The 18,720-nt window shown below is 71.4% G+C and carries 23 protein-coding genes; 10 read left to right on the top strand and 13 right to left on the bottom strand.

What is annotated here, in order from left to right; translation table 11 throughout:
* The 4 genes from BXA11_RS31910 to BXA11_RS31895 all read right to left on the bottom strand — a co-directional run.
* Positions 1-557, bottom strand: a 557-nt coding sequence (locus BXA11_RS31910) for a TetR/AcrR family transcriptional regulator (protein ID WP_076437949.1), incomplete at its 3' end; no start/stop codon positions are given.
* Between the two features lie 184 nt (positions 558-741).
* Positions 742-1,203, bottom strand: coding sequence for a DUF6220 domain-containing protein (locus BXA11_RS31905; RefSeq protein ID WP_076440490.1), 462 nt, complete (start codon positions 1,201-1,203; stop codon positions 742-744).
* A gap of 344 nt (positions 1,204-1,547) precedes the next feature.
* The gene (locus BXA11_RS31900) at positions 1,548-1,964 is read right to left on the bottom strand and encodes a cupin domain-containing protein (protein WP_076440488.1); all 417 of its coding nucleotides are present in this window, start codon (positions 1,962-1,964) and stop codon (positions 1,548-1,550) included.
* Positions 1,965-2,053: 89 nt separating this feature from the next.
* A complete protein-coding gene (locus BXA11_RS31895) occupies positions 2,054-2,431 on the bottom strand; it encodes a cupin domain-containing protein (protein ID WP_030509559.1) in 378 nt (125 codons plus the stop codon).
* Positions 2,432-2,493: 62 nt separating this feature from the next.
* Between BXA11_RS31895 and BXA11_RS31890 the strand changes: the two genes are divergently transcribed.
* Positions 2,494-2,961, top strand: a complete 468-nt coding sequence (locus BXA11_RS31890; RefSeq protein ID WP_030509558.1) for a MarR family winged helix-turn-helix transcriptional regulator — start codon at positions 2,494-2,496, stop codon at positions 2,959-2,961.
* A gap of 78 nt (positions 2,962-3,039) precedes the next feature.
* Here the strand turns inward: BXA11_RS31890 and BXA11_RS31885 are convergent, their stop codons facing one another.
* The 3 genes from BXA11_RS31885 to BXA11_RS31875 all read right to left on the bottom strand — a co-directional run bounded on the left by BXA11_RS31885 (position 3,040) and on the right by BXA11_RS31875 (position 5,877).
* Positions 3,040-4,650: an MFS transporter gene (locus BXA11_RS31885; protein ID WP_083744721.1), complete on the bottom strand. Its 1,611-nt coding sequence runs from the start codon at positions 4,648-4,650 to the stop codon at positions 3,040-3,042.
* Positions 4,647-5,294 (bottom strand): LppX_LprAFG lipoprotein, encoded by a 648-nt coding sequence (locus BXA11_RS31880; protein ID WP_030509556.1) that lies wholly within the window; start codon positions 5,292-5,294, stop codon positions 4,647-4,649. Before BXA11_RS31880 ends, BXA11_RS31885 begins: the two co-directional genes overlap by 4 nt.
* Positions 5,295-5,409: 115 nt before the next feature.
* Positions 5,410-5,877 carry a MarR family winged helix-turn-helix transcriptional regulator gene (locus tag BXA11_RS31875; protein WP_030509555.1) on the bottom strand — a complete coding sequence of 156 codons (468 nt, stop codon included), beginning with the start codon at positions 5,875-5,877 and terminating at the stop codon, positions 5,410-5,412.
* 38 nt (positions 5,878-5,915) lie between these two features.
* Between BXA11_RS31875 and BXA11_RS31870 the strand changes: the two genes are divergently transcribed.
* Positions 5,916-6,857, top strand: coding sequence for a cation diffusion facilitator family transporter (locus BXA11_RS31870; protein ID WP_030509554.1), 942 nt, complete (start codon positions 5,916-5,918; stop codon positions 6,855-6,857).
* Here the strand turns inward: BXA11_RS31870 and BXA11_RS31865 are convergent.
* On the bottom strand, positions 6,837-7,484 hold the full coding sequence (locus BXA11_RS31865) for a 4'-phosphopantetheinyl transferase family protein (protein ID WP_083744724.1): 648 nt from the start codon (positions 7,482-7,484) through the stop codon (positions 6,837-6,839). The genes BXA11_RS31870 and BXA11_RS31865 overlap by 21 nt on opposite strands.
* 317 nt (positions 7,485-7,801) lie before the next feature.
* Between BXA11_RS31865 and BXA11_RS31860 the strand changes: the two genes are divergently transcribed.
* Positions 7,802-8,155 (top strand): hypothetical protein, encoded by a 354-nt coding sequence (locus BXA11_RS31860; protein WP_143734628.1) that lies wholly within the window; start codon positions 7,802-7,804, stop codon positions 8,153-8,155.
* Between the two features lie 144 nt (positions 8,156-8,299).
* Here the strand turns inward: BXA11_RS31860 and BXA11_RS31855 are convergent, their stop codons facing one another.
* Positions 8,300-9,694 carry an aminopeptidase P family protein gene (locus BXA11_RS31855; RefSeq protein ID WP_076440484.1) on the bottom strand — a complete coding sequence of 465 codons (1,395 nt, stop codon included), beginning with the start codon at positions 9,692-9,694 and terminating at the stop codon, positions 8,300-8,302.
* A gap of 165 nt (positions 9,695-9,859) precedes the next feature.
* Between BXA11_RS31855 and BXA11_RS31850 the strand changes: the two genes are divergently transcribed.
* The 6 genes from BXA11_RS31850 to BXA11_RS45490 all read left to right on the top strand — a co-directional run bounded on the left by BXA11_RS31850 (position 9,860) and on the right by BXA11_RS45490 (position 14,852).
* Positions 9,860-10,288 (top strand): CBS domain-containing protein, encoded by a 429-nt coding sequence (locus BXA11_RS31850; RefSeq protein WP_030509550.1) that lies wholly within the window; start codon positions 9,860-9,862, stop codon positions 10,286-10,288.
* A gap of 81 nt (positions 10,289-10,369) precedes the next feature.
* A complete protein-coding gene (locus BXA11_RS31845) occupies positions 10,370-10,624 on the top strand; it encodes a Smr/MutS family protein (RefSeq protein ID WP_030509549.1) in 255 nt (84 codons plus the stop codon).
* A gap of 834 nt (positions 10,625-11,458) precedes the next feature.
* Positions 11,459-12,187 carry a hypothetical protein gene (locus BXA11_RS42550; RefSeq protein ID WP_143734627.1) on the top strand — a complete coding sequence of 243 codons (729 nt, stop codon included), beginning with the start codon at positions 11,459-11,461 and terminating at the stop codon, positions 12,185-12,187.
* Between the two features lie 701 nt (positions 12,188-12,888).
* Positions 12,889-13,305, top strand: a complete 417-nt coding sequence (locus tag BXA11_RS31830) for a YciI family protein (RefSeq protein ID WP_076440480.1) — start codon at positions 12,889-12,891, stop codon at positions 13,303-13,305.
* Positions 13,305-14,546, top strand: coding sequence for an RNA polymerase sigma factor (locus tag BXA11_RS31825; protein WP_143734626.1), 1,242 nt, complete (start codon positions 13,305-13,307; stop codon positions 14,544-14,546). The genes BXA11_RS31830 and BXA11_RS31825 overlap by 1 nt, the downstream gene beginning before the upstream one ends.
* Before the next feature lie 129 nt (positions 14,547-14,675).
* Positions 14,676-14,852, top strand: a complete 177-nt coding sequence (locus BXA11_RS45490) for an SDR family oxidoreductase (RefSeq protein WP_275409737.1) — start codon at positions 14,676-14,678, stop codon at positions 14,850-14,852.
* 951 nt (positions 14,853-15,803) lie between these two features.
* Here BXA11_RS45490 and BXA11_RS31815 read toward each other — a convergent pair.
* Together BXA11_RS31815 and BXA11_RS31810 are read right to left on the bottom strand one after the other, a co-directional pair.
* A complete protein-coding gene (locus BXA11_RS31815) occupies positions 15,804-16,283 on the bottom strand; it encodes a cupin domain-containing protein (protein WP_076440478.1) in 480 nt (159 codons plus the stop codon).
* 481 nt (positions 16,284-16,764) lie between these two features.
* On the bottom strand, positions 16,765-17,157 hold the full coding sequence (locus tag BXA11_RS31810; RefSeq protein ID WP_076440476.1) for an HGxxPAAW family protein: 393 nt from the start codon (positions 17,155-17,157) through the stop codon (positions 16,765-16,767).
* 68 nt (positions 17,158-17,225) lie between these two features.
* Between BXA11_RS31810 and BXA11_RS31805 the strand changes: the two genes are divergently transcribed.
* Entirely contained in the window at positions 17,226-17,741 is a 516-nt protein-coding gene (locus BXA11_RS31805) for a MarR family transcriptional regulator (protein WP_076440474.1), read from the top strand.
* A 118-nt stretch (positions 17,742-17,859) separates the two neighbouring features.
* On the opposite strand, the gene BXA11_RS31800 is transcribed toward BXA11_RS31805, so the two are convergent.
* Both BXA11_RS31800 and BXA11_RS31795 read right to left on the bottom strand, forming a co-directional pair.
* Positions 17,860-18,150 (bottom strand): hypothetical protein, encoded by a 291-nt coding sequence (locus BXA11_RS31800; RefSeq protein WP_030509541.1) that lies wholly within the window; start codon positions 18,148-18,150, stop codon positions 17,860-17,862.
* A gap of 41 nt (positions 18,151-18,191) precedes the next feature.
* A complete protein-coding gene (locus tag BXA11_RS31795) occupies positions 18,192-18,644 on the bottom strand; it encodes a carboxymuconolactone decarboxylase family protein (protein ID WP_076440472.1) in 453 nt (150 codons plus the stop codon).
* Positions 18,645-18,720: the final 76 nt, after the last annotated feature.

The following is an 18,720-nucleotide window of genomic DNA, read 5'->3' as shown; positions in this document are numbered from 1 at the left end:
CTGCCGGCGGCGGTGTCCTCCGCCGCGGCGTGCATCAGGCTGAACACGGTCGTGACGAGCCACCGTTCGGGCAGGTCGTCGCGGAAGACGCCGGAGCGTCGCCCGCGGTCGACGATCGCCTGGACCCTGTGCAGGGCCTGGTCGTGGACGGCCCGGATCCGCTCCGGGGGCAGTTCGCGGTGGGCGGCCAGCAGCACGGAGTGCAGTTGGTGGACGATCTGCCATGAGGCGCCGACGAGCCGGGTCAGCGCCTGGCGGGGGTCGCCGCCGGTGTCGGTCGCCTCGAGCGCGGCGTCGGACTGTTCCATCGTGCGCGTCAGGACGGCGTCGACGAGATCCGCGCGGGTCTTGAAGTGCCCGTAGAGCGTGACCCGGCCGACCCCGGCCGCCTTGGCGATGTCGGAGACGCTGGCGTCGGCGTCGCGGGCCAGGCAGAGCTGGGCCGCGTCCAGGATGGACCTGATGTTGCGCCGGGCGTCGGCCCGCCGCTCGGCCTGCGCCGCGGGGCGCTGCGCGGACCGCGGCCGGTCACCGTCGCCGCGCGGTGTGGCTGCCATTTCCGCTCCTGCGCTCCCTGAGCCGACGTTCCCGAGCAACCCGAACAGAGTAGTTCACGTTGCCCCCGCGTACGCTTCGAGCGCGGCAGGCGACGACCGGCGGTCGCGGCCGGGGCGGCCGCGACCAGGACGAGCAGGATCGGGTCGAGCAGGATCGGGTCGAGAGCGATCAGCCGTGCGCTGGTCAGGCCACGGTATGCGCGCTGGTGGACGCCGCGACCGGCACGCCCTTGATCAGGGCCCCGGCCCGCCGCACGACGACGACGGCTACGGCGAGGATCGCCACGCCGTCGAGGGCGTGGAAGCCCATGACGGCCAGGCCGGCCGTGGTCGTCGCGGTGTCCGTCGCACCGGCGAGCTCCGCCAGCGGGAAGATCACGAACAGCTGCACCGCCGCCAGTACGAGCGGCAGGATCGACAGGCCCGCGAGCTTGCCGCCCGCGCGGGCGGCCAGGGCCGCGGTCGTGGTCAGCAGCGAGACGAGCGGGATCACCAGCGAGCCGTTCGTGACGTGGTAGTTGATGGCGGCGTCCGGGTCGCCCGGCGCCGGCTGCGGGGTCTCGAACGCGCCGAACGTGGCGAGGTAGAACTGGGCGAGCACGGCGACGAGCTGCACGACGGCGAACCCGAAGAACACCTTGCGCATACGGGGCCTCCTCAGTCAGGGAAGGGATGAGCCCCGGGGGTTCTGCGGGGCGGTGGCGAGAGCCGGAGCGGTACGCCGCAATGGTGGACCGTCCGACGTCCCGGGCACCCGGGACATCCGCCCCCGGTCACCGGGAAGTTCGCCCGCCGCAGCGCCCGCGTGACCCGCCTCGCCACGGAACCGTCCGCCCCGCCGCCGGACCGTCTGTCCCGTCCGGCCTGCCCCGAGGAGCCGGCCTGTCGGCGAGGCGGCCCGCCCTGCCGGCGGAGCCGTCCGGGCTCCGCCGGAGGTGGCCCGCGGGTCCGCCGGACGGCCCCCCGCGCGTCCGCAGGCGTACGGGCCGGTCAGCGGACCCAGGGCGGCACGAGCCGGTCGGTCCCCTTGGGGGCGAGGTCGCAGGCGTCCGCGGCGGTGATCCCGCCGGGGTTGTAGACCTCGCAGCCGGCCGGTGCGGCCACGATCGCGCAGAAGCCGGACTCCGCGCCGGAATGCACCCGGCGGCTCACGTCGGCGGGCATGACGACGGTGTCTCCGGCTCCGACGGCGACGGTCTCGCCGTCGAGTTCGACGGTCGCGCCGCCGGTGAGGAAGATCCACACCTGCTCGCCGTCGCTGGCGTGGTGGGGACCGCTGTTTCCGGCCGGCATGTCCACCCGCCAGACGGCCTGGGTGGCGCCTCCCTGGGTGGGCGAGGCGAGGGTGGTCATGACGCCGTTGGGAGTGGTGCTCCTACGGCTGTCGGCCGAACGGATGAGGGGCATGCGTGACTCCTTGGTGAGCGCGGGCCGGTGCCGGACGGGTCGCCGGGCCCGGTCCGCGGGGAAGGGTGAGACAGGGGGAGGACCGGAGGTCAGGCGATCCAGGGCGGCACGCCGTGAACGGTGCCGTCGGGCAGGATGGCTCTGGCCCCGGCGGAGGCGGTGACGACGGCGGTGAAACCCTCGCCGGCGCCCGCCGTGACGCGCCGCGGGGTCGAGGGCGGCATGACCACGGTGTCGCCGGGCGCGACCGTGAACGTCTCGCCGCCGAGTTCGACGGTGGCGGTGCCGCCGAGGAACGTCCACACCTGTTCGGCGTCGAAGTCGTGCAACGGCCCGCTCGTCGCGGGGGTCGCCTCGACGCGCCACACGGCCCGCGTGGCGCCGCCCAGGGTGGGTGAGGCGAAGGTGGTCATGACCCCGGCCGGGGTCTCGGATCTGCGGGATTGGGCATGACGGATGACAGGCATCGCCGGCGTCTCCTAGAATAGACAACGTCGTTGTCGTTAATAGTGAACCAGGTTGTCTATCTGTGTCAATCGACCCGCCCGGCTTCGAGCTGCCCCTGCGGCTCTTCCTGGGGTTTCGCGTTCTCATCGACGAGCTGCACGCCGAGCTCGCCCGTCAGGGGCATCCGCACGCCCGGCCCATGCACGGCTTCGTCATGCAGGCGATCGGCCCGGAGGGCACGACCGCGGTGGAACTGGGCCGCACGCTGGGCGTCAGCAAGCAGGCGGCGGGCAAGACGATCGAGACGCTGGAGCGCATCGGCTACGTGGAGCGCGCCCGCGACCCCCGCGACACGCGCCGCAAGATCGTACGGCTCACGCCCTCGGGGGTGGACGTCCTGGTGCGCTCGGCACAGATCTTCGACGACCTGCGGGCCCGCTGGGCCGCCGTCATCGGGGAGGAGCGGCTCAGGGACCTGGAGGCCGACCTGCGGAAGGTGACGCCGCACGACGTCTTCCGCCTCGACGTGCCCGGCTGGTTCGGCGCCTGACCCGGCAGAAGCGAGAGATGAGGCGCGGAATCAGGCGCGAGATATGGTGCGGGATCAGGCGCGAGATATGGTGCGGGATCAGGCGCGGCGGCGCGGCAGGGCCAGGGAGGCGGCCGCGCCGAGCACGCACAGCCCGCACGTGATCAGGAAGATCTCGGTGTACTCCGCGTGCAGCGCCGCCTGGACCTTCGCGGTGTAGTCCGCGAGCCTGCGGGCGTACTCGGCCGCGTCCACCCCGAACGGAAGCGGTGTGTCCAGGTGCGCGGTGAGCGACTGGAACCGGTGGAAGCCCCAGGCGGACAGCGCGGCCACGCCCAGCAGCATGCCCATCATCCTGGCCACCACGACCGCCGCCGACGCCACCCCGTGCTGCGCCGCGGGCACCAGGCGCAGCACCGCCGACGAGACCGGGGCGATCACCACCCCGAGGCCGAGGCCGGCCACCACGAGGTCGACGTCCATCCGCACGCCGGCCGAGGCCAGGTCGAGCGGCCACCGGGAGACCATCCAGTAACCCGCGGCGGCCACCGCCATCCCCGCCACGGCCACCGGGCGTTCGCCGAACCGCCGCACCAGGATCCCGCCGAGGAACGCCGCGACCGCCAGCGCGGCGAGGAACCGGGTGAGCACCAGGGCGCCGCCCACCGCGTCCTTGCCGAGCAGCGTCTGCGCGGCGAGTTGCACGTCGACCAGCGTGACCAGCAGCGCCGCCCCGGCCAGCAGGCTCACCGCCAAAGTGGCGAGCAGCGGCGTCCTGGGGACGCCCGTCAGGTCGAGCAGGCGGACCGGCGAGCGGATCTCCCACAGCACGAACAGCACGGCCGCGACCGCCCCGGCGGCCACGCACGGCAGACCCCACGGCGGCAGCACGGCCGCGTCGGGGGAGGGGTTGTAGAGCCCGGCGACCAGCAGACCGAGCGCCAGCGCGAGCAGGACGCCGCCGCCCGCGTCGACCTTCCCCGCGCCCGCCGTGCCCCTCGTGCCCGCGCCCCTCGTGCCCGCGCCCGCCTCGGCCGTGCCCGCCTTCCCCGTGCCCGCTTCGCCGGCCGGCCGCCCGTACGGCTCGCGCCCGCCGGGGACGGCCGCCTGCACGGCGACGGCGGCCAGCAGCGCGAGCGGGAGGTTGACCCAGAAGATGCCGCGCCATCCGGCGAGCGCGGCCAGGCCCGCGCCATACAGCGGGCCGAGCACGCTGCCGAGCTCCTGCGCGGCGCCGACCGCGCCGAGCGCCACGGGCCGGGCGCGCTCGTCCCACAGGTCGCCGATGAGGGCCATGGTGATCGGCAGCAGCGCGCCGCCCGCGACGCCCTGGAGCGTACGGCCCGCGACCAGCGCGGGGACGCTCGCCGCCAGGGCGGTGACAAGAGAACCGGCGGCGAACCCGGCCAGGCAGGCGTGGATCAGCGCGCGCCTGCCGTACCGGTCCGACAGGCGGCCGAGCAGCGGCATCGCCGCGACGTAGCCGAGCAGGAACCCGGTCACGACCGGGGTCGCCCTCTCCAGGTGGTTCAGCGGCACGCCGACGTCGGCGGCGACGTCCACGAGCACGGTGACGACGACGTACGCGTCGAGCGCGGCGAGCAGCACGGCGGCCCCGCCGACGCCCAGCGCGAGACGCCGGCGCCGGGTGGAGGACCCGTCCGCCCGCGTCCGCCCGGACGCGCCGGCCGCGTCGGTGGCGTCGGTCACGACGCGGGCGGGGCGATGGTCAGGGGGGCGTCGTAGTCCCTCAGCGTCACGGCCACGGAGCCGCCGGTGAGCGGCAGGTCGAGCTTGAGCAGGCGGCCGGTGGCTTTGTCGATCCAGAGCGTGCCGTCGACCCCCTGCTGCACGCCGGGGACCAGCTTGGCCAGCACCTGCTGCGACAGCGTGGCCGCCACCCGGTAGGCGGCGGTGTCGCCGATCTTCTCCTCCGCCTGCGTCCGGGCGTCCTGCGCGGTGGACAGCAGGTCGGGTACGCCCGTCAGCACGGCGGACGGGTCGTACAGGGCAATGAGCTGCTGCCGGGTCATCGTCTGGAAGCCGCCGGTCGGTCCCTTGAAGTAGACCTTGTCGCCGACGAGCACGAACTCGATCTCCTGCAGTCCCACGAGCTCGATCTGCAGGGTGCCCTTGGCGTCGCCCTCCCGGGTGAGGCTGCCCTCGGCGTGGCGGACCGGTACGGCGGGCTTGTCCTTGGTCTCGATCGTGAAGGCGACCGTCTTGACCGTGCGCATGGTCTCGGCCGAGCGCTTCAGCAGCGCGGGGCCGTCCGGCAGTGCCGTCTCGCTCTTGGCGCTGCAGGCGGTCACGAGCAGCAGGCCGGCCACCACGAGCCCGAGGATTGTTCGCACAGCCGGATCGTAGCGAGCGGGCGGGGCCGGCACGCGTTCCCGTGGGAATCGGTTTGGCCCGGCCCGCCGCGGGAAGTCGGGACCGGTGCTCACCCCGCGCCGCGCCACAGCCTCCTCATCGCATGCCGCGGACCGCCTGGAGACGGTCGACGATCGGTGTGTAGATCTGGTCCAGGGCGGACACCTGCTCGGGGGTCATCAGATCGATGAAGTGCCGGCGGACGCTCGCCACGTGGTCCGGCGCCACCCGCTGGATCGTCTCCCAGCCGTGGTCGGTCAGTACGGCGAACGTGCCGCGCCGGTCGTCCTCGCAGTCCTGCCGGATCACCAGGCCGGCGGCCTCCATCCGGGAGATCTGGTGGGACAGCCGGCTGCGGGACTGGACTGTCGCGTCGGCCAGCTCGCTCATGCGCATGCGGCGGCCGGGACTCTCCGAGAGGTTCACGAGGATCTCGTAGTCGTTCAGCGACAACCCGGCGCCCTGCAGCTCCCGGTCGAGCTGGTGGAAGAGCAGGCGGTGGGCGGCCAGATGGGCCCGCCAGGCGTGCTGCTCCTGCGGGGTGAGCCAGTGAGGGGCTTCCATGACGACCAGCATAAGATCACTTCAGCGAATGGAGCGGAATGGCTGACAGCGAGAACGGTGAGAGCCTTGGCACCGTCGTGGTCGCGGGCGCGGCCAACCTCGCCATCGCGCTGGCCAAGCTGGTCGCCGGCCTGATGAGCTCCTCCTCGGCGATGCTGTCGGAGGCGGCGCACTCCGCGGCCGACACGGCCACCGAGGTCGTGCTGTTCGCCGCGATCCGGCACGGCGAGCGCCCCGCCGACTCCCGCCATCCGCTCGGCCACGGCCGGGCCGCCTACCTGTGGGCGATCGTGGCGGCCTGCTTCACGCTGGTCGTGGGGGCCGGGTTCTCGCTGACGCACGGCTGGCACACGATCACCGCGGGGGAGAGCCTGGGCGACATCGGTGTGTCGTACCTCGTCCTCGCGGTGTCCTTCGCGATCGAGTCGGTCTCCCTCCTGAAGGCGCTGCGGCAGCTTCGCGGCGAGGCCCGCCGCTGGCAGGTGAGCCCCGGGCGGCTGCTGCGGCGCACCTCCGACACCGTGCTCAAGGCCGTCGTGCTGGAGGACTCCGCCGCGCTGCTCGGCATCGCCACGGCCGGCGTCGGCCTGCTGCTGTCGCAACTCACCGGCTCGGCCGTGTGGGACGGCCTCGCCTCGATCGTCATCGGGCTGCTGCTGCTCGGCGTGGCGCTGACCCTGATCAGGACCAACGCCTCACTGCTCATCGGCCAGGCGGCGCCGCGCGGACTGCAGGAGGAGATCCGCGGCGAGCTGGCCGCCCAGCCGGACGTGGAGGCCGTCGTCGAGCTGGTCACCGTCATGATGGGGCCCGGCCAGGTCATGGTCGCGGCGAAGGTCGACTTCCGCGACGAGACGTCCGGGGAGCGGCTGGAGCTCGCCTCCGACCAGGTGGAGCGCCGGCTCACCGAGCGTTTCCCGGAGATCCGGCAGGTCTTCCTCGACCCCACCCCGGGGCGGTCAGCCGCCAAGAAGGCGTAGCTTGGCGGGCTCGTCGGTGACCGCGGAGGCGATCACCGTGCCTGCCGTCCACTCGACGAAGTGACGGCCCTGCCATTCCAGCGGGATCGACAGCCCGTCCTCAAGCGGCAGGGCCGACAGGTCCGCCTCGCGCAGCCGGTCGAGCGTGAGCTCTCCCCGCTTGACCAGCGCCTCCTTGCGCACCCACTGCCGGATCAGCCCGCGGTTGTCGTCGCCGACCAGCTTCGCCTCCGCGGGGGTCAGCGCGAGCTCCACCAGCCTCTCGTCGGCCGGGCCGTTCGTGGCGTGCTCGGCGTCCACGCCCACCCGCCCGAATCCGGCGACCGCGCAGACGTAGCCCGAGGTGTGCGCCAGGCTGATCGACACCTCGGAGGTCTCGGCCAGCCACGGCCGTCCGTGGGCCTGCCCGCAGCTCTCGCAGCGCTGCACCACGGTCAGCATGCAGGCGCGGGTGCCGAGCAGCTCCGCGGCGCAGTGCCGTACGAGCAGGTGGGCGGCGACGAAGTCGAGACGGTCCCGTTTGCGGGTGAAACGCTCGGCGCGCTCGCGCTCGGCCTCGGTCAGCGTGCCGGCGACCATGTCCAGCACGTCGGCGGTGTGGCCGGCCACGGCCAGTGGGGGGCGCACGAGGCCACTGTAGGGGAGCGATGTGACGATCACGTGAACTGGGTCCCAGCACGCCGTGGCCGGTGTTCCCACGGCTCCGCCGCGCGGGGCGGGATGCGTGACCATCGCGCTCGTGCGGGCGGGCGCGACCGCACCGCCGCGCCGAGCGACGGTCTTCGGCATGGCCGCAGCCGCTTCGGCCTGCCCTGCGACCCACGTTCTACCAGGGCCTATACCTCGCCTATATCGGCCTGCCCGATCCTCGACCCGAGCCGGTCCCGGCTTGGTCCCCGAACGCCGATGGGTGCGTCGTGACGCACCGCGAAGGAGAGGAAGCAATGACGACATCGAGAAAACGTGTCGGCGCCGCCGCAGCGGTGACCATGATGGCGGCGGCGGCCTCGATGGTCTTCGTCGCCCACCCGGCCGCCGCGGTCACGTGCTCCGTCACTCCGGCGCCGGGGGTCAGCGCCGTCTCCATCCGGTCCCAGAAGAGCACCACGTCCGGCTACGTCATCACGACGCTGTACGCCGGGCAGTACCTCCCGTCGCTGTGCCAGAGCGAGAGCGGTGGCTACTACAGCTCGTGTGGCGGGTCCAGCTACTGGATCTACATCCCGGGTGAGCTGACCTGGCCGAGATGGGTTGCTGCCGCATGCGTGCGGCTCGTGAAGGACCGGGTCGGTACGTGACCATGTGACCACGATCACGGCCGAGATCGAGATCGGCCCGTATCGGAGGTGCGGGCCGGCGACCCGCAGGGCCGCGACGGGCTCACTCGTCCGGCTTCCGGTCGGGGCGGCGAGGCCCGGACCGGAAGCCCGGAACGCGGTCGCTCACCAGGCCAGGGCGGCCATCCACGCCTCGATCTCGTCGGCGCGGCGGGGGAGCGCGGCCGACATCAGGCGGGCGCCGTCGGCCGTGATGACGAGGTCGTCCTCGATGCGGACGCCGATCCCGCGCAGCTCCGGCGGTAGCGTCAGGTCGTCGGGCTGGAGGTAGAGCCCCGGCTCCACGGTCAGCACCTGGCCCTCCTCCAGCACGCCGTCGAGGTAGGTCTCCGCCCGCGCCCGGGCGCAGTCGTGCACGTCGAGGCCCAGCATGTGGCCGCTGCTGCACAGGGTGTAGCGCCGATGCAGGCCCGCGTCGGCCTGCGCCCGGCTCAGCAGGCCCCACTCGCGCAGCCCGTCGGAGATCACCCGCATGGCGGTCTCGTGGAACTCGCGGAAGCGCACCCCCGGCCGCAGCACGGCGATGGCGGCCGTCTGCGCCTCGTAGACCAGGTCGTACACCTGCCGCTGCACCGGGCTGAACCGGCCCGACAGCGGCAGCGTGCGGGTGACGTCGGCCGTGTAGAGGTTGTCGCCCTCGACCCCGGCGTCCAGCAGCAGCATCTCGGCGGGGTCGAGCCGTCCGTCGTTGCGGATCCAGTGCAGCACGCACGCGTGCGCCCCGGACGCCACGATCGACTGGTAGCCCACCGCGTTGCCCTCCAGCCGCGAGCGCATGCCGAAGACGCCCTCGACGTACCGCTCGCCGCGCGGGTGCGCGAGGGCGGCGGGCAGCGCGCGCACGACGTCCTCGAACCCGCGCGCGGTGGCGTCCACCGCCTGCTGCAGCTCCGCGATCTCCCACTCGTCCTTGACCAGCCGCAGCTCCGACAGGACCGCAGCCAGCTCGGCGTCGCGGTCGTCGCCGGCGGGGGAGACGAGCGCGTCGATCGAGGCGTCCACCCCGCGCAGCACGCGCGCCGGTCCGCTCAGCGCGGCCGGCAGCGTCTCGATGTGCGCGCACTCGATCTGGTACGCCGCCTCGGCCTCCGCGAGGTCGAAACGGCGGCCCACCCAGAACTCGCCGTACCGCCGGTCGCGGTAGAACTCCTGCGACTCGGCGCGGGACGGGCGGGGATGCAGGAACAGCCGCGCCTCACCCGACGGCTCGATCACCAGGACGTCGTCCGGCTGCTGGCCGCCGGTCAGGTAGGCGAACGCGCTGTGCGTGCGGAACCGGTGGTCGTCGTCGTTGCTGCGGGCCCGCAGCGTGCCCGAGGGGATGACGAGCCGCTCGCCCGGCAGCCGTTCGGCGAGCCGCGCCCGCCGCTTGGCCGCGTACGCGGCGACCGGCAGCGGCGCCACGTCCTCGTGTGCGCCGGCCCAGCCGCCGCGCATGAACTCCGCGAGCGCGTCTGAGATCGGGAGATCGTGACTCCCGGTGTTGAGCTTCTCGGCCATCCTCTGCCCCCAGGGTGCGGTGATATTTCGCCATCGTAGGGGTGGGGGCCCTTGACGAGGTAGGACGACCGCTGTTGCCTGGGGAAACAGGATTTGCCGCTCCGGCCGCCCGGCGGGAGCGGAAGCGGGGACAGATCCCCCGGGTGCCCCTGAGAGGTGGTGTCGATGCTCATCGGGACGATCTTGCAGAGTAAGGGAACAGGCGTGGCGACCGTTCCACCGCATGCCACGGTGTCCGAGCTCCTCGCCCGGCTGGCCGAGCTCAATATCGGCGCGGTCGTGGTTTCCGAGGACGGTTTGTCCATCGCGGGCATCGTGTCGGAACGCGACGTCGTGCGGCGGCTCCACGAGCAGGGTGCCGCGCTGCTCGCCATGCCCGTCTCGTCGATCATGACGGCGGAGGTGCGCACCTGCGGCCCGGACGCGAACGTCGACGAGCTGCGCCGCACCATGACCAACCACCGGATCAGGCACGTGCCCGTCGTCCGCGACGGCCGCCTGGCCGGCATCGTCAGCATCGGCGACGTCGTCAAGACCTCGATCCAGGAACTGGAGAGCGAAAAGGAGGCCCTCGTCGGCTACATCAACGGCTGACGCGAGGCCCCGCCGGCGTGGGGCGCGGTCACCCGCCTCGCCCCGCGTCTCCGTGGCGGACGGCGATTTAGACTCGCTTGCGTGAAGCTGAAGCTGGACCTCCACGACATCTACAACAAGGGCAGCGAGATCGACAAGGCGCTGCACGGCATCATCCAGGAGGCCGTACGCAAGAAGGCGACCCAGGTGGAGATCATCCCGGGCAAGGGGTCCGGCCAGCTCAAGAAGAAGGTGCTGCGCTTCCTTGAGCAGAAGGAGATCAAGGCGCTCTACCACCGGATCGACAAGGATTCCAAGAACCACGGCCGCCTGTTCGTCTACTTCCAGTGGAAGTAAGGGCACCGCGTCTCTACCAGGGTAGACGTCATCTCGATCTTCTCGAGGGCACAACCAGGGCACTCGGCGCGGCTTGTTCTTGAGCGAAGAACGCGTCCACGGCCTTGCGTGCCCGGTCGGCTGCGTTCGGCATCAGGTGGGTGTACGTCCGGAGCGTGAAGCCAGGGTCGGCGTGACCGAGGTACTCGGCGACCGTGTGCGAATGTCGACCCCCGGCGCCGAGACACGCCGACGCCGCAGTGTGCAGCAACACATGGCGTCCGCGTTCGCGGTGAGACTTCCGGCGCTCTCCCCTCGCCGGCGGCGGCACGATGCCCGCACGCTCAAGGCGGCCCGAGGCCGCGTCGCACGCGCCGCCGTCACGGCACGCCGCTGGCTCCCGCCGGCGCTCCCGGCGGCCGGCTGAAGGCACCGCCGGACCGGCTGGCGCGGACGAGTGGAGCGGGCCGCCGCGCGACCGTACAGGTGGATCACTAGGCCACCCAGCGCGCGACGAAGGTCACCGGGCATATGCACACGTAAGGCCGAACTTGACAGAACCCGACCGACAGTCGCGATCCCTGGCAGCTATCGGAGGCGGGGGGAGGGGGTCCGTATGGACCGGCCATCTCCGTCGTCGGCTCGCTGCCGCTTCGCAGAGGGGTCGACGGCAGACGGGATGGCCGGCGCACACGTGCGCGGTTGTTCCCCGAACGCTCTGAAAAGAACAGTGACGTGACCAGCTATGAGCGAGACGACGGAGATTGAACAGGCAGGATTGCACTGCTTTGTGGCCGAATGTCGATCGAGGATAAGGTTGCCGCGCCCCATACCTGGGCTACTTGTGGAGAACCTGTGTCTCAACCCCCACCCGACCCGCCGGGCTGCCCGAAACTGGACGTTCGACCCCACCCGCCATACGCGCAGTCAGACGGCCAGCCCGGATACCAGAACGGCGGCCAGCCGCCCTATCCCGGCTATTGTCTGCCTTCGGAACCTCCGGCGAAAAGGCGCATCGTCGGCAAGATCACCCTCGTCATCCTTGCTGGGCTGGTGGCTGCTGGTAGTGCAGCGGTCTATTACTCTTCCAAAGAGGGCGCCGAGAAGACTGATAACAGCCAGAGCACCATACAGACGCACGTTGTCGAGCCAAAGACACTCGGCGGGCGTGCCAAGCACGTGAGTGCCAACCTTCGCAGAGCGACCGCTCAGGGACTTGCCAAGTTGAAGAAGCTGGTTCCGCAAGCGACTGGCGCAGTGGTCGCTTTTTACGGCGATCCGCGGGACAAGGATATGGTCCTGGCTTTCGGCGTGTCGGCTCCCGTCTCCGACCCGGACGCCACAATCGACCGATTCGTTGACGCTATGGGAACGAAAGTCAGCCACATGAAGCAGGTCCAGCCAGGACCGCTCAGTGGCGTCGCAAAATGTGGTGACGCCAAACTCGCCGAGAACGTTCCGATCGGCGTGTGCGCTTGGGTTGACAGCAACACCAGGGGCATGATCGCCATGTACTTCAAGTCCGGTGACCAGGCCGCGACCGAATTCGTGAAGATACGAGGCGAGATCGAGCAGCGCAACTGACCCCGCGCGGAGTTGAGTTTTGGAGATCTGCCGCGAGAAGAACTCTGCCACAGGCCGAGACGCGCCAAGACTGGGGACCATGCGGGGACCAAACGCTATGCACGCAGCCGAACAACCAGTGTGGGAGCGAACCTCGCTCTCACCCCTCTGAAAGCCGTTGAGCTGCTAAAACGCCTACCCCAACGTCCTGGGAGGTCAAGTGCATGGGCCGGGGATGCTAGATGTGCCGTGCTCGTCCTCTCGATCTGGGAGGGCACAACGAGGGCACACGACGTCATGATCAGCCGCGACACGCTGAGAACCACCGAGACGACCGTTACAGGTCATCGAGGTGGCCCTCAGGGTTGCCGCAGGTCAAAGCGGCGCTCAATCACTTCCAGTGGAAGTAGTAGCGTCTCGCGTCCCGCCTGTGTGAGACGTCACATGATCCGGCCAAGGGCACAACCAGGACACTCCACCCGGTCTGCTCCTGTGCTGAAGAACACGTGCGCGCCTGGTCCGCTGCATTCGGAAGTCCACTCCGGGCACCGAGGCGTGCCGCCGCAGTGTGCCGCGGCAGATGGCATCCGCTCGGAACGAGGGCCCTCGGGGTCGGCCGCGGTGCGGCGAAAAACTCTTCCGGCCGTGTCGATCCGGGGGCCGCTCGTTCGACGTACGGGTGCGAGGGACGATAGACGGCCCCGCCGGAGGAGGAGAACACGATGTCGAAGTACATGCTGATCATGCGCGGCACGGATGAGTCGAACGCGGCCCTGATGGCCGACATCGACGAGATGATGGCCACGACCCGCCAGTTCATCGAGGAGATGGTCAAGGCCGGCGTTCTCCTCGCGGCGGAGGGGCTGGACGATCCCGGCCAGGGCGTCGTGGTCGACTTCAGCGGCGAGGTCCCGGTGGTCACGGACGGGCCGTACGGGGAGACGAAGGAACTGTTCGGGGGCTACTTCCTGCTCGATGTCTCCTCCAAGCAGGAGGCGGTCGAGTGGGCCAAGCGGGTCCCGGCGGTCACCGGGTCCAAGATCGAGGTCCGGCGGGTGGCCGGCGACGACGAGATGCCGCAGGGCGCCGCGGGGTCCGTCGAGGAGCGGGCCCGGCACGAGAGCACCGGCCGGATCTGATGGGTACGGCCGACGTCGAGGCCGTCTGGCGGATCGAGTCGGCGCGGATCGTTGCCGCGCTGACCCGGCTCACCGGTGATTTCGGGCTGGCCGAGGACGCGGCCCAGGAGGCGGTGGCCGAGGCGCTCGTGTCGTGGCCGCTCGACTCTCCAGCCAATCCGGCCGGCTGGCTCATGGCCACGGCCCGGCGGCGGGCCATCGACGCGATCCGCCGCCGGACCGCCCTCCAGGACCGGTATGCCCTGCTGGCGGCCGACCCCACGGCCGATCCGGCGGTCGACGACGAGGTCGACCCGGACAGAATCGACGACGACATCCTGGCGCTGATGTTTGTCAGCTGCCACCCGGTGCTGTCCCCCGAGGCCCGGGTTGCGCTGACCCTGCGCGTCGTCGGCGGCCTGTCCAGCGAGGAGATCGCCCGCGCGTTCCTCGTGCCCGTGCCCACCGTGCAGGCCCGCATCACCCGGGGCAAGAAGACGATCGCGGCGGCCGGAGTGCCGTTCGAGCTGCCGCCGGCCGCCGAGCGCCGGGAGCGGCTGGGCGGCGTGCTCAGCGTCCTCTACGTGATCTTCACCGAGGGGTCGACGGCCACATCGGGCGACCGGCTGGTGCGCCCCGACCTCGCGTACGAGGCGATCCGGCTGGCCCGCACCCTGGCCGCGCTGCAGCCGGACGAGCCGGAGGCGCACGGCCTGCTGGCGTTGTGCGAGCTGACGGCCGCGCGCTTCCCGGCCAGGACCGGCCCGGACGGTTCGCCGATCCTGCTGGAGGACCAGGACCGGCGGCGGTGGGACTTCTCCGCGATCCGCCGTGGCCTGGCCGCGCTGGCCAAGGCGTCGACCCGCGGCCTCGGCCCTTACGGCCTGCAAGCCGCGATCGCCGCCACCCATGCGTCGGCGCCCTCGGTCGGGGAGACCGACTGGGACCGGATCGTGGTGCTCTATGAGGCCCTCGGCCGGGTCGCGCCCTCGCCGGTGGTCGAGCTCAACCGGGCCGTCGCCGTCGCCATGGCCTCGGGCCCGGCGCAGGCCCTGGCCATCGTGGACGAGCTGATCGCCTCGGACCGGCTCTCCGGCTCGCATCTGGTTCCGACCGTACGCGGGGAACTGCTGGCCCGCCTCGGCCGGCGGCAGGAGGCGCGCGCCGAGCTGGAGCTGGCGGCCCGGCTGTGCGCCAACCAGCGCGAACGCGCAGTGCTGCTGCGCAAGGCGGCCGCGCTGGGCTCGACCGGCCGGGATTGAAGCGCGGCCCGGACGCCGTCGGTCGCGTAAGCCGGATCTCCGCGCCAACGGCGAGAGCAGCGGCCTGCGCGGCGTGACGCGCCGCGCGGGGCTGCGTGGTGGCATGGTGCCAGTGGTGGTCAGAGCGGGATACGCCCAGGATCTGGCACATTCGGCGCACGCCGAGATCGGCACGAGCCCGCCAGGGCCGGACGCATGGATTTACTTGCAGACATCGCCGCCATGGTGGCGTTCCTCTTCTCCGACGACGGCAGCTACTTCAACGGGCAGTCGCTGCTGGTGGACGGCGGCGCCAACTTCACCTGACGCTTGGCGCCGGAGGCTGACGTCGATCGTCTTAAGGGCTGCCGCCGGCAACGACGTACAAGGCGGGGCGGTGCCGGGCATGCGGAAGCCGCTGATGCGCCGGCGCACAGAGCCCGATCTGATGGTGCACTGCTACGGGGATCGACCGGCACGCTTCGGCACGCGCCGGCCGATGAGCGCTGTCACCTCCCGTGCCAGCGTCGGCTATCCGGCTTTCGGTAAGCCGTGCGAGTTGCTGAGAGCCGTTTTGCCGTCAGCAGGCGCGGCCGGTGCGAGCATCCCAGAGGCGGAAGCGAGCACCACGGCTGGGGGAAGAATGCTCCGGAAACTGATCGTGATATTGGGCGTGGCGGTGGCGGCATCACCAGCCGCCACGGCCATGGCCTGGGCGGGAGAGTCGCCGGCGGCTCCATCGGCACGGGCGGTCATCGCCGCTCCGCCCGGTAGTCAGGCGCGCGGTGCGTGCAGTCCCGGATCGCCGTGTGCGGCAGTCGACTGTGGTCCGGGCCGCGTCTGCGTGCCCTCTCCCAAGCAGTGCTTCACCACACCGTGCCCGCAGTACGACTGCGTGCTCGCGTCCTCGATTCCCGGCTCGAATCACCGGCCTTCCTCTCCTGGCCGGGGGCGGCCCCGTGATCCCGAGCAGCGACCGGCCTACCCACACCAGCGGCAAACGGCGGGCCGTTCGGAGAAGTCGCCTGCCGGCACTCCCGCTCACCCGGCGCGGAGCATCGGACTGGCGATCGACCTCCGGCCGTGAACCCGGCTCGTCGGGCGCCCTCTGCTACACACGTAGCCGGCGACCATGCGCCTGATGCGGGAATTCCGATGCCGGGGCCCTGAACAGCGATGCGGCGTCGATCGCCGCGGCGGCGGACACCTGAGCGAGGCTCTCGGACGGACCGCGGCGGGGCCACCGCCGCGGTCGCGCCGACGACGTCTCCGCCGGTCTCAGACCCAGAAGGTGTCGTGGTGGAGGTAGAAGTCCGCCTTCTCCTCTTCGCTCATGTCCGCGAGCGTGAGCAGGCCTTCGAAGTATCCCTCTCGCGGCGCGCCGGGCGCGAAGTGCAGCAGCATCGACGCCGGCTCTCCCGACTCGTTCCTGAACGCGTGCACGCCGCCCTCCGGGACGTGCACGAAGTCACCGGGGCCGGTGTCGATCCAGCGCCTTCCGTCGTAGATCCGCACCGTGCCGGTGAGGATGTAGAACGACTCGGAGATCGACCGGTGGAAGTGTGCGGCCGGGCCGCTGGGCTGTGGTCCCATGTCCCAGCGGTAGAGCCCGAACTGTCCATTGGTCGTCGCACCGGTCGCCAGGTAGTGGACCGTGGTCCCGCTCGGGTAGTCGAGCTCGGGCGTGGCGTCCGGGCGCCGGTATGACGCCGTCGGATCGCCCGCGTCACCGTGGTAGACCGGCGGTGGATACGTCAAGGGTCGTCCTCTCATCGGGTTCGCGCCGCTCGTCGTCGGCCGAGCCGTTCGGCCTATGGACGGCGACACGCGCTGCTGAAGGTCGATTGTCGGCGCTTGTGGTGCTGAACGCTTCGTACGCCTCCCGGTATCGCCCGTGGGCGCCGGGTGCGCACAGCGGCAGTCGCCGATCGAAGTCGACAGTACGCCGACGGCCTGCCGAGGTGTAGGCGATGCGTCCCACCGTCAGATCACGCGGCGGCGTCGCCGGTCTTCGCGTACGCCAGGGCGAGCGCGGTGCGGAGGGCGCCCGGAGGTCATGGGCGGTGACCGTGCGGCAGGCTCGCGTCCTCTGTGCTCTCCCGCAGGTCTTGTAGGGTCGCCGGGAAACTCGGGGGAGTCCTGAGCCTCCGCGACACGGCAGAGGTCGTCGCGCCGTTGATCGAGCACCTGGTCGAGCACTGCACGATGCCAGGACCGCGATGCCAGGACAGGGTGGAGCTCAGCGGTTGGCGAATACCGACAGGTCGGAGAGGGCGCCTTCCTCGCGGACGGAGTCGGCGTGGGGAGCGCTGTCGGCTCCGGACGCGTCTCCCCGGCCGCGGCCCGCGAGGCGGCACGCGAGGCAGTCGCCGTGGCCTGTCATCGGGTCCTTCGCCCGCCAGTCCCACTGCTCGGGGGGACGGGGGCCACTGGGCTTGCCCCAGCCCGCCAGGTGCAGGGCCCACGTGACCAGGCCGCCCAGGACGATGACGCCGATGCCCAGCCAGACGCCGAGGGACGAGGCGGCGCACATCGCCACGCCGATCGTCGCGCAGCCGCACAGCACGACGACGCAGCCGGTCCAGCCCGCGACCGTGTGCCCGAGATCCACGTCGTCGTGTATGCCGCTCATGATTCTCCTCGACGATGCGAGACAATTAGCTTAAGAACTAAACATCTTAGATTCTAAGGAGATTGTGGATGGACGGCAAGCCGCGCCCGGCGGCCACACCCGAGCAGGCTCTCGCCGGGATGGACCAGCTGATCGCACTCAGCCTGGTCGGGCAGCACGACATCGCCCAGCGGCTCGGACTGAACGTCACCGACCTCACCTGCCTGGGCTTCGTCCTGGCGGCGGGGGACGACCCGATCAGCGCGGGCACGCTCGCCGAGCAGGCCGGCCTGACCACGGGCGCGGTGACCGGTGTGCTGAACCGGTTGGAGAAGGCCGGGTACGCGCACCGGCAGCCGGACCCCGAGGACCGCCGCCGCGTACGCGTCCTCGCCGACCCGGCCGCGGTCGCGACCGCCGCGGCCGTCTACGAACCCTTCTACCGGCGGCTGAACGAGCTGTTCGCCGACTACACGCCCGCGGAGATCGCTGTGCTGTCCGACTGGTTCACCCGCGCGGGCGACCTGATGCGGAGCTACCTGGAGGAGATCCGGAGCGACCAGCTCGCCGCCATGCCTCGCGCCCGGCGCACGCGGAGCCGTTGAGGCCGTCGCGCCCTGCCGCCGTTACCCCTGCCCGCTGCTCACCCGACCCGGCCCCGCTGCTCACCCGACCCGGCCCCGCCGGGCGTCCCGCCCGGCCGGCCACTGTGCGTGGGCCGGGTCAGCGCTCGTCGACGACCCGGCCGTTCAGGGCGGTGGCGTCCTTGGTCAGGGCCATGGTCAGCGGCGCCTCCGGGAAGGTGGGCAGGGCGGCGAGCGCGGCGCCCATCTGCGCGCCGCTCTCCCAGTGCCAGGTGTCGGTGTAGGCGCCGTCTTCGAGCTGGACCAGCACGGTGCGGGTGAGGCCGGGGTGCCCCTCCCTGATGGTCGCGATCAGCGAGCTCCTGCGGGCCAGGAACTCCTCCAGGTCGGCCTCGGGGACGGAGTAGCGGTGCGAGCGGACGGCGGACATGTCGGTGTCTCCTTCTCTGCGTGGGGATCGGGGTGGGGGGCTTACCAGCTGCCGGCGATCTGCCGGACCGGGGCGTTCAGGCGGTTGAAGAGGTTGGTGACGGCGGTCATCAGCAGGATCGAGGCGAGCTGCTTCTCGTCGAAATGGTCGGCGGCGTTGTCCCAGACCTCGTCGGATACGGCGTCGGCGCGGTCGGCCAGCCGGGTCGAGGCCTCAGCCAGCTCCAGCGCGGCCCGCTCGGCGTCGGTGTAGTACGGGGTCTCGCGCCAGGCGCTGACCAGGCCGATCCGCTCGTCGCTCTCGCCGAGCTTGCGCAGGCTCTTCAGGCCGCTGTCGACGCAGGCGCTGCAGCCGTTGATCTGGCTGACCCGCAGGTGGACCAGCTCCAGGAGCTCCTGGGGGAGACCCTGCGACTGAGCGGCCTTCATCAGTTCCATGATCGGCTTCATCGCGGCGGGGATGATCGCGGCGGGGTTCTTCATCCGGGCTTCCATCGTGGGTCCTCCGTATCGGTTTCGGTGAGATCCGTCTCGGTTCGTGTGAGATCAGAGTGGCCGCCCGGATTGATAC

The organism is Microbispora rosea (genome assembly GCF_900156315.1).
Classification (GTDB): Bacteria; Actinomycetota; Actinomycetes; order Streptosporangiales; family Streptosporangiaceae; genus Microbispora; species Microbispora rosea.
This window is presented reverse-complemented; position numbering and strand designations above follow the sequence as displayed.

Coding starts and splice junctions, on each gene's coding strand:
- BXA11_RS31800 (WP_030509541.1), bottom strand. CDS start 18,150: ATGTCCGCCGTCCGCTCGCACCGCTACTCCGTCCCCGAGGCCGACCTG.
- BXA11_RS31830 (WP_076440480.1), top strand. CDS start 12,889: ATGTCGAAGTACATGCTGATCATGCGCGGCACGGATGAGTCGAACGCG.
- BXA11_RS31825 (WP_143734626.1), top strand. CDS start 13,305: ATGGGTACGGCCGACGTCGAGGCCGTCTGGCGGATCGAGTCGGCGCGG.
- BXA11_RS31795 (WP_076440472.1), bottom strand. CDS start 18,644: ATGGAAGCCCGGATGAAGAACCCCGCCGCGATCATCCCCGCCGCGATG.
- BXA11_RS31900 (WP_076440488.1), bottom strand. CDS start 1,964: ATGCCCCTCATCCGTTCGGCCGACAGCCGTAGGAGCACCACTCCCAAC.
- BXA11_RS31850 (WP_030509550.1), top strand. CDS start 9,860: ATGCTCATCGGGACGATCTTGCAGAGTAAGGGAACAGGCGTGGCGACC.
- BXA11_RS31905 (WP_076440490.1), bottom strand. CDS start 1,203: ATGCGCAAGGTGTTCTTCGGGTTCGCCGTCGTGCAGCTCGTCGCCGTG.
- BXA11_RS31870 (WP_030509554.1), top strand. CDS start 5,916: ATGGCTGACAGCGAGAACGGTGAGAGCCTTGGCACCGTCGTGGTCGCG.
- BXA11_RS31895 (WP_030509559.1), bottom strand. CDS start 2,431: ATGCCTGTCATCCGTCATGCCCAATCCCGCAGATCCGAGACCCCGGCC.
- BXA11_RS31805 (WP_076440474.1), top strand. CDS start 17,226: ATGGACGGCAAGCCGCGCCCGGCGGCCACACCCGAGCAGGCTCTCGCC.
- BXA11_RS31810 (WP_076440476.1), bottom strand. CDS start 17,157: ATGAGCGGCATACACGACGACGTGGATCTCGGGCACACGGTCGCGGGC.
- BXA11_RS31855 (WP_076440484.1), bottom strand. CDS start 9,694: ATGGCCGAGAAGCTCAACACCGGGAGTCACGATCTCCCGATCTCAGAC.
- BXA11_RS31860 (WP_143734628.1), top strand. CDS start 7,802: ATGACGACATCGAGAAAACGTGTCGGCGCCGCCGCAGCGGTGACCATG.
- BXA11_RS31875 (WP_030509555.1), bottom strand. CDS start 5,877: ATGGAAGCCCCTCACTGGCTCACCCCGCAGGAGCAGCACGCCTGGCGG.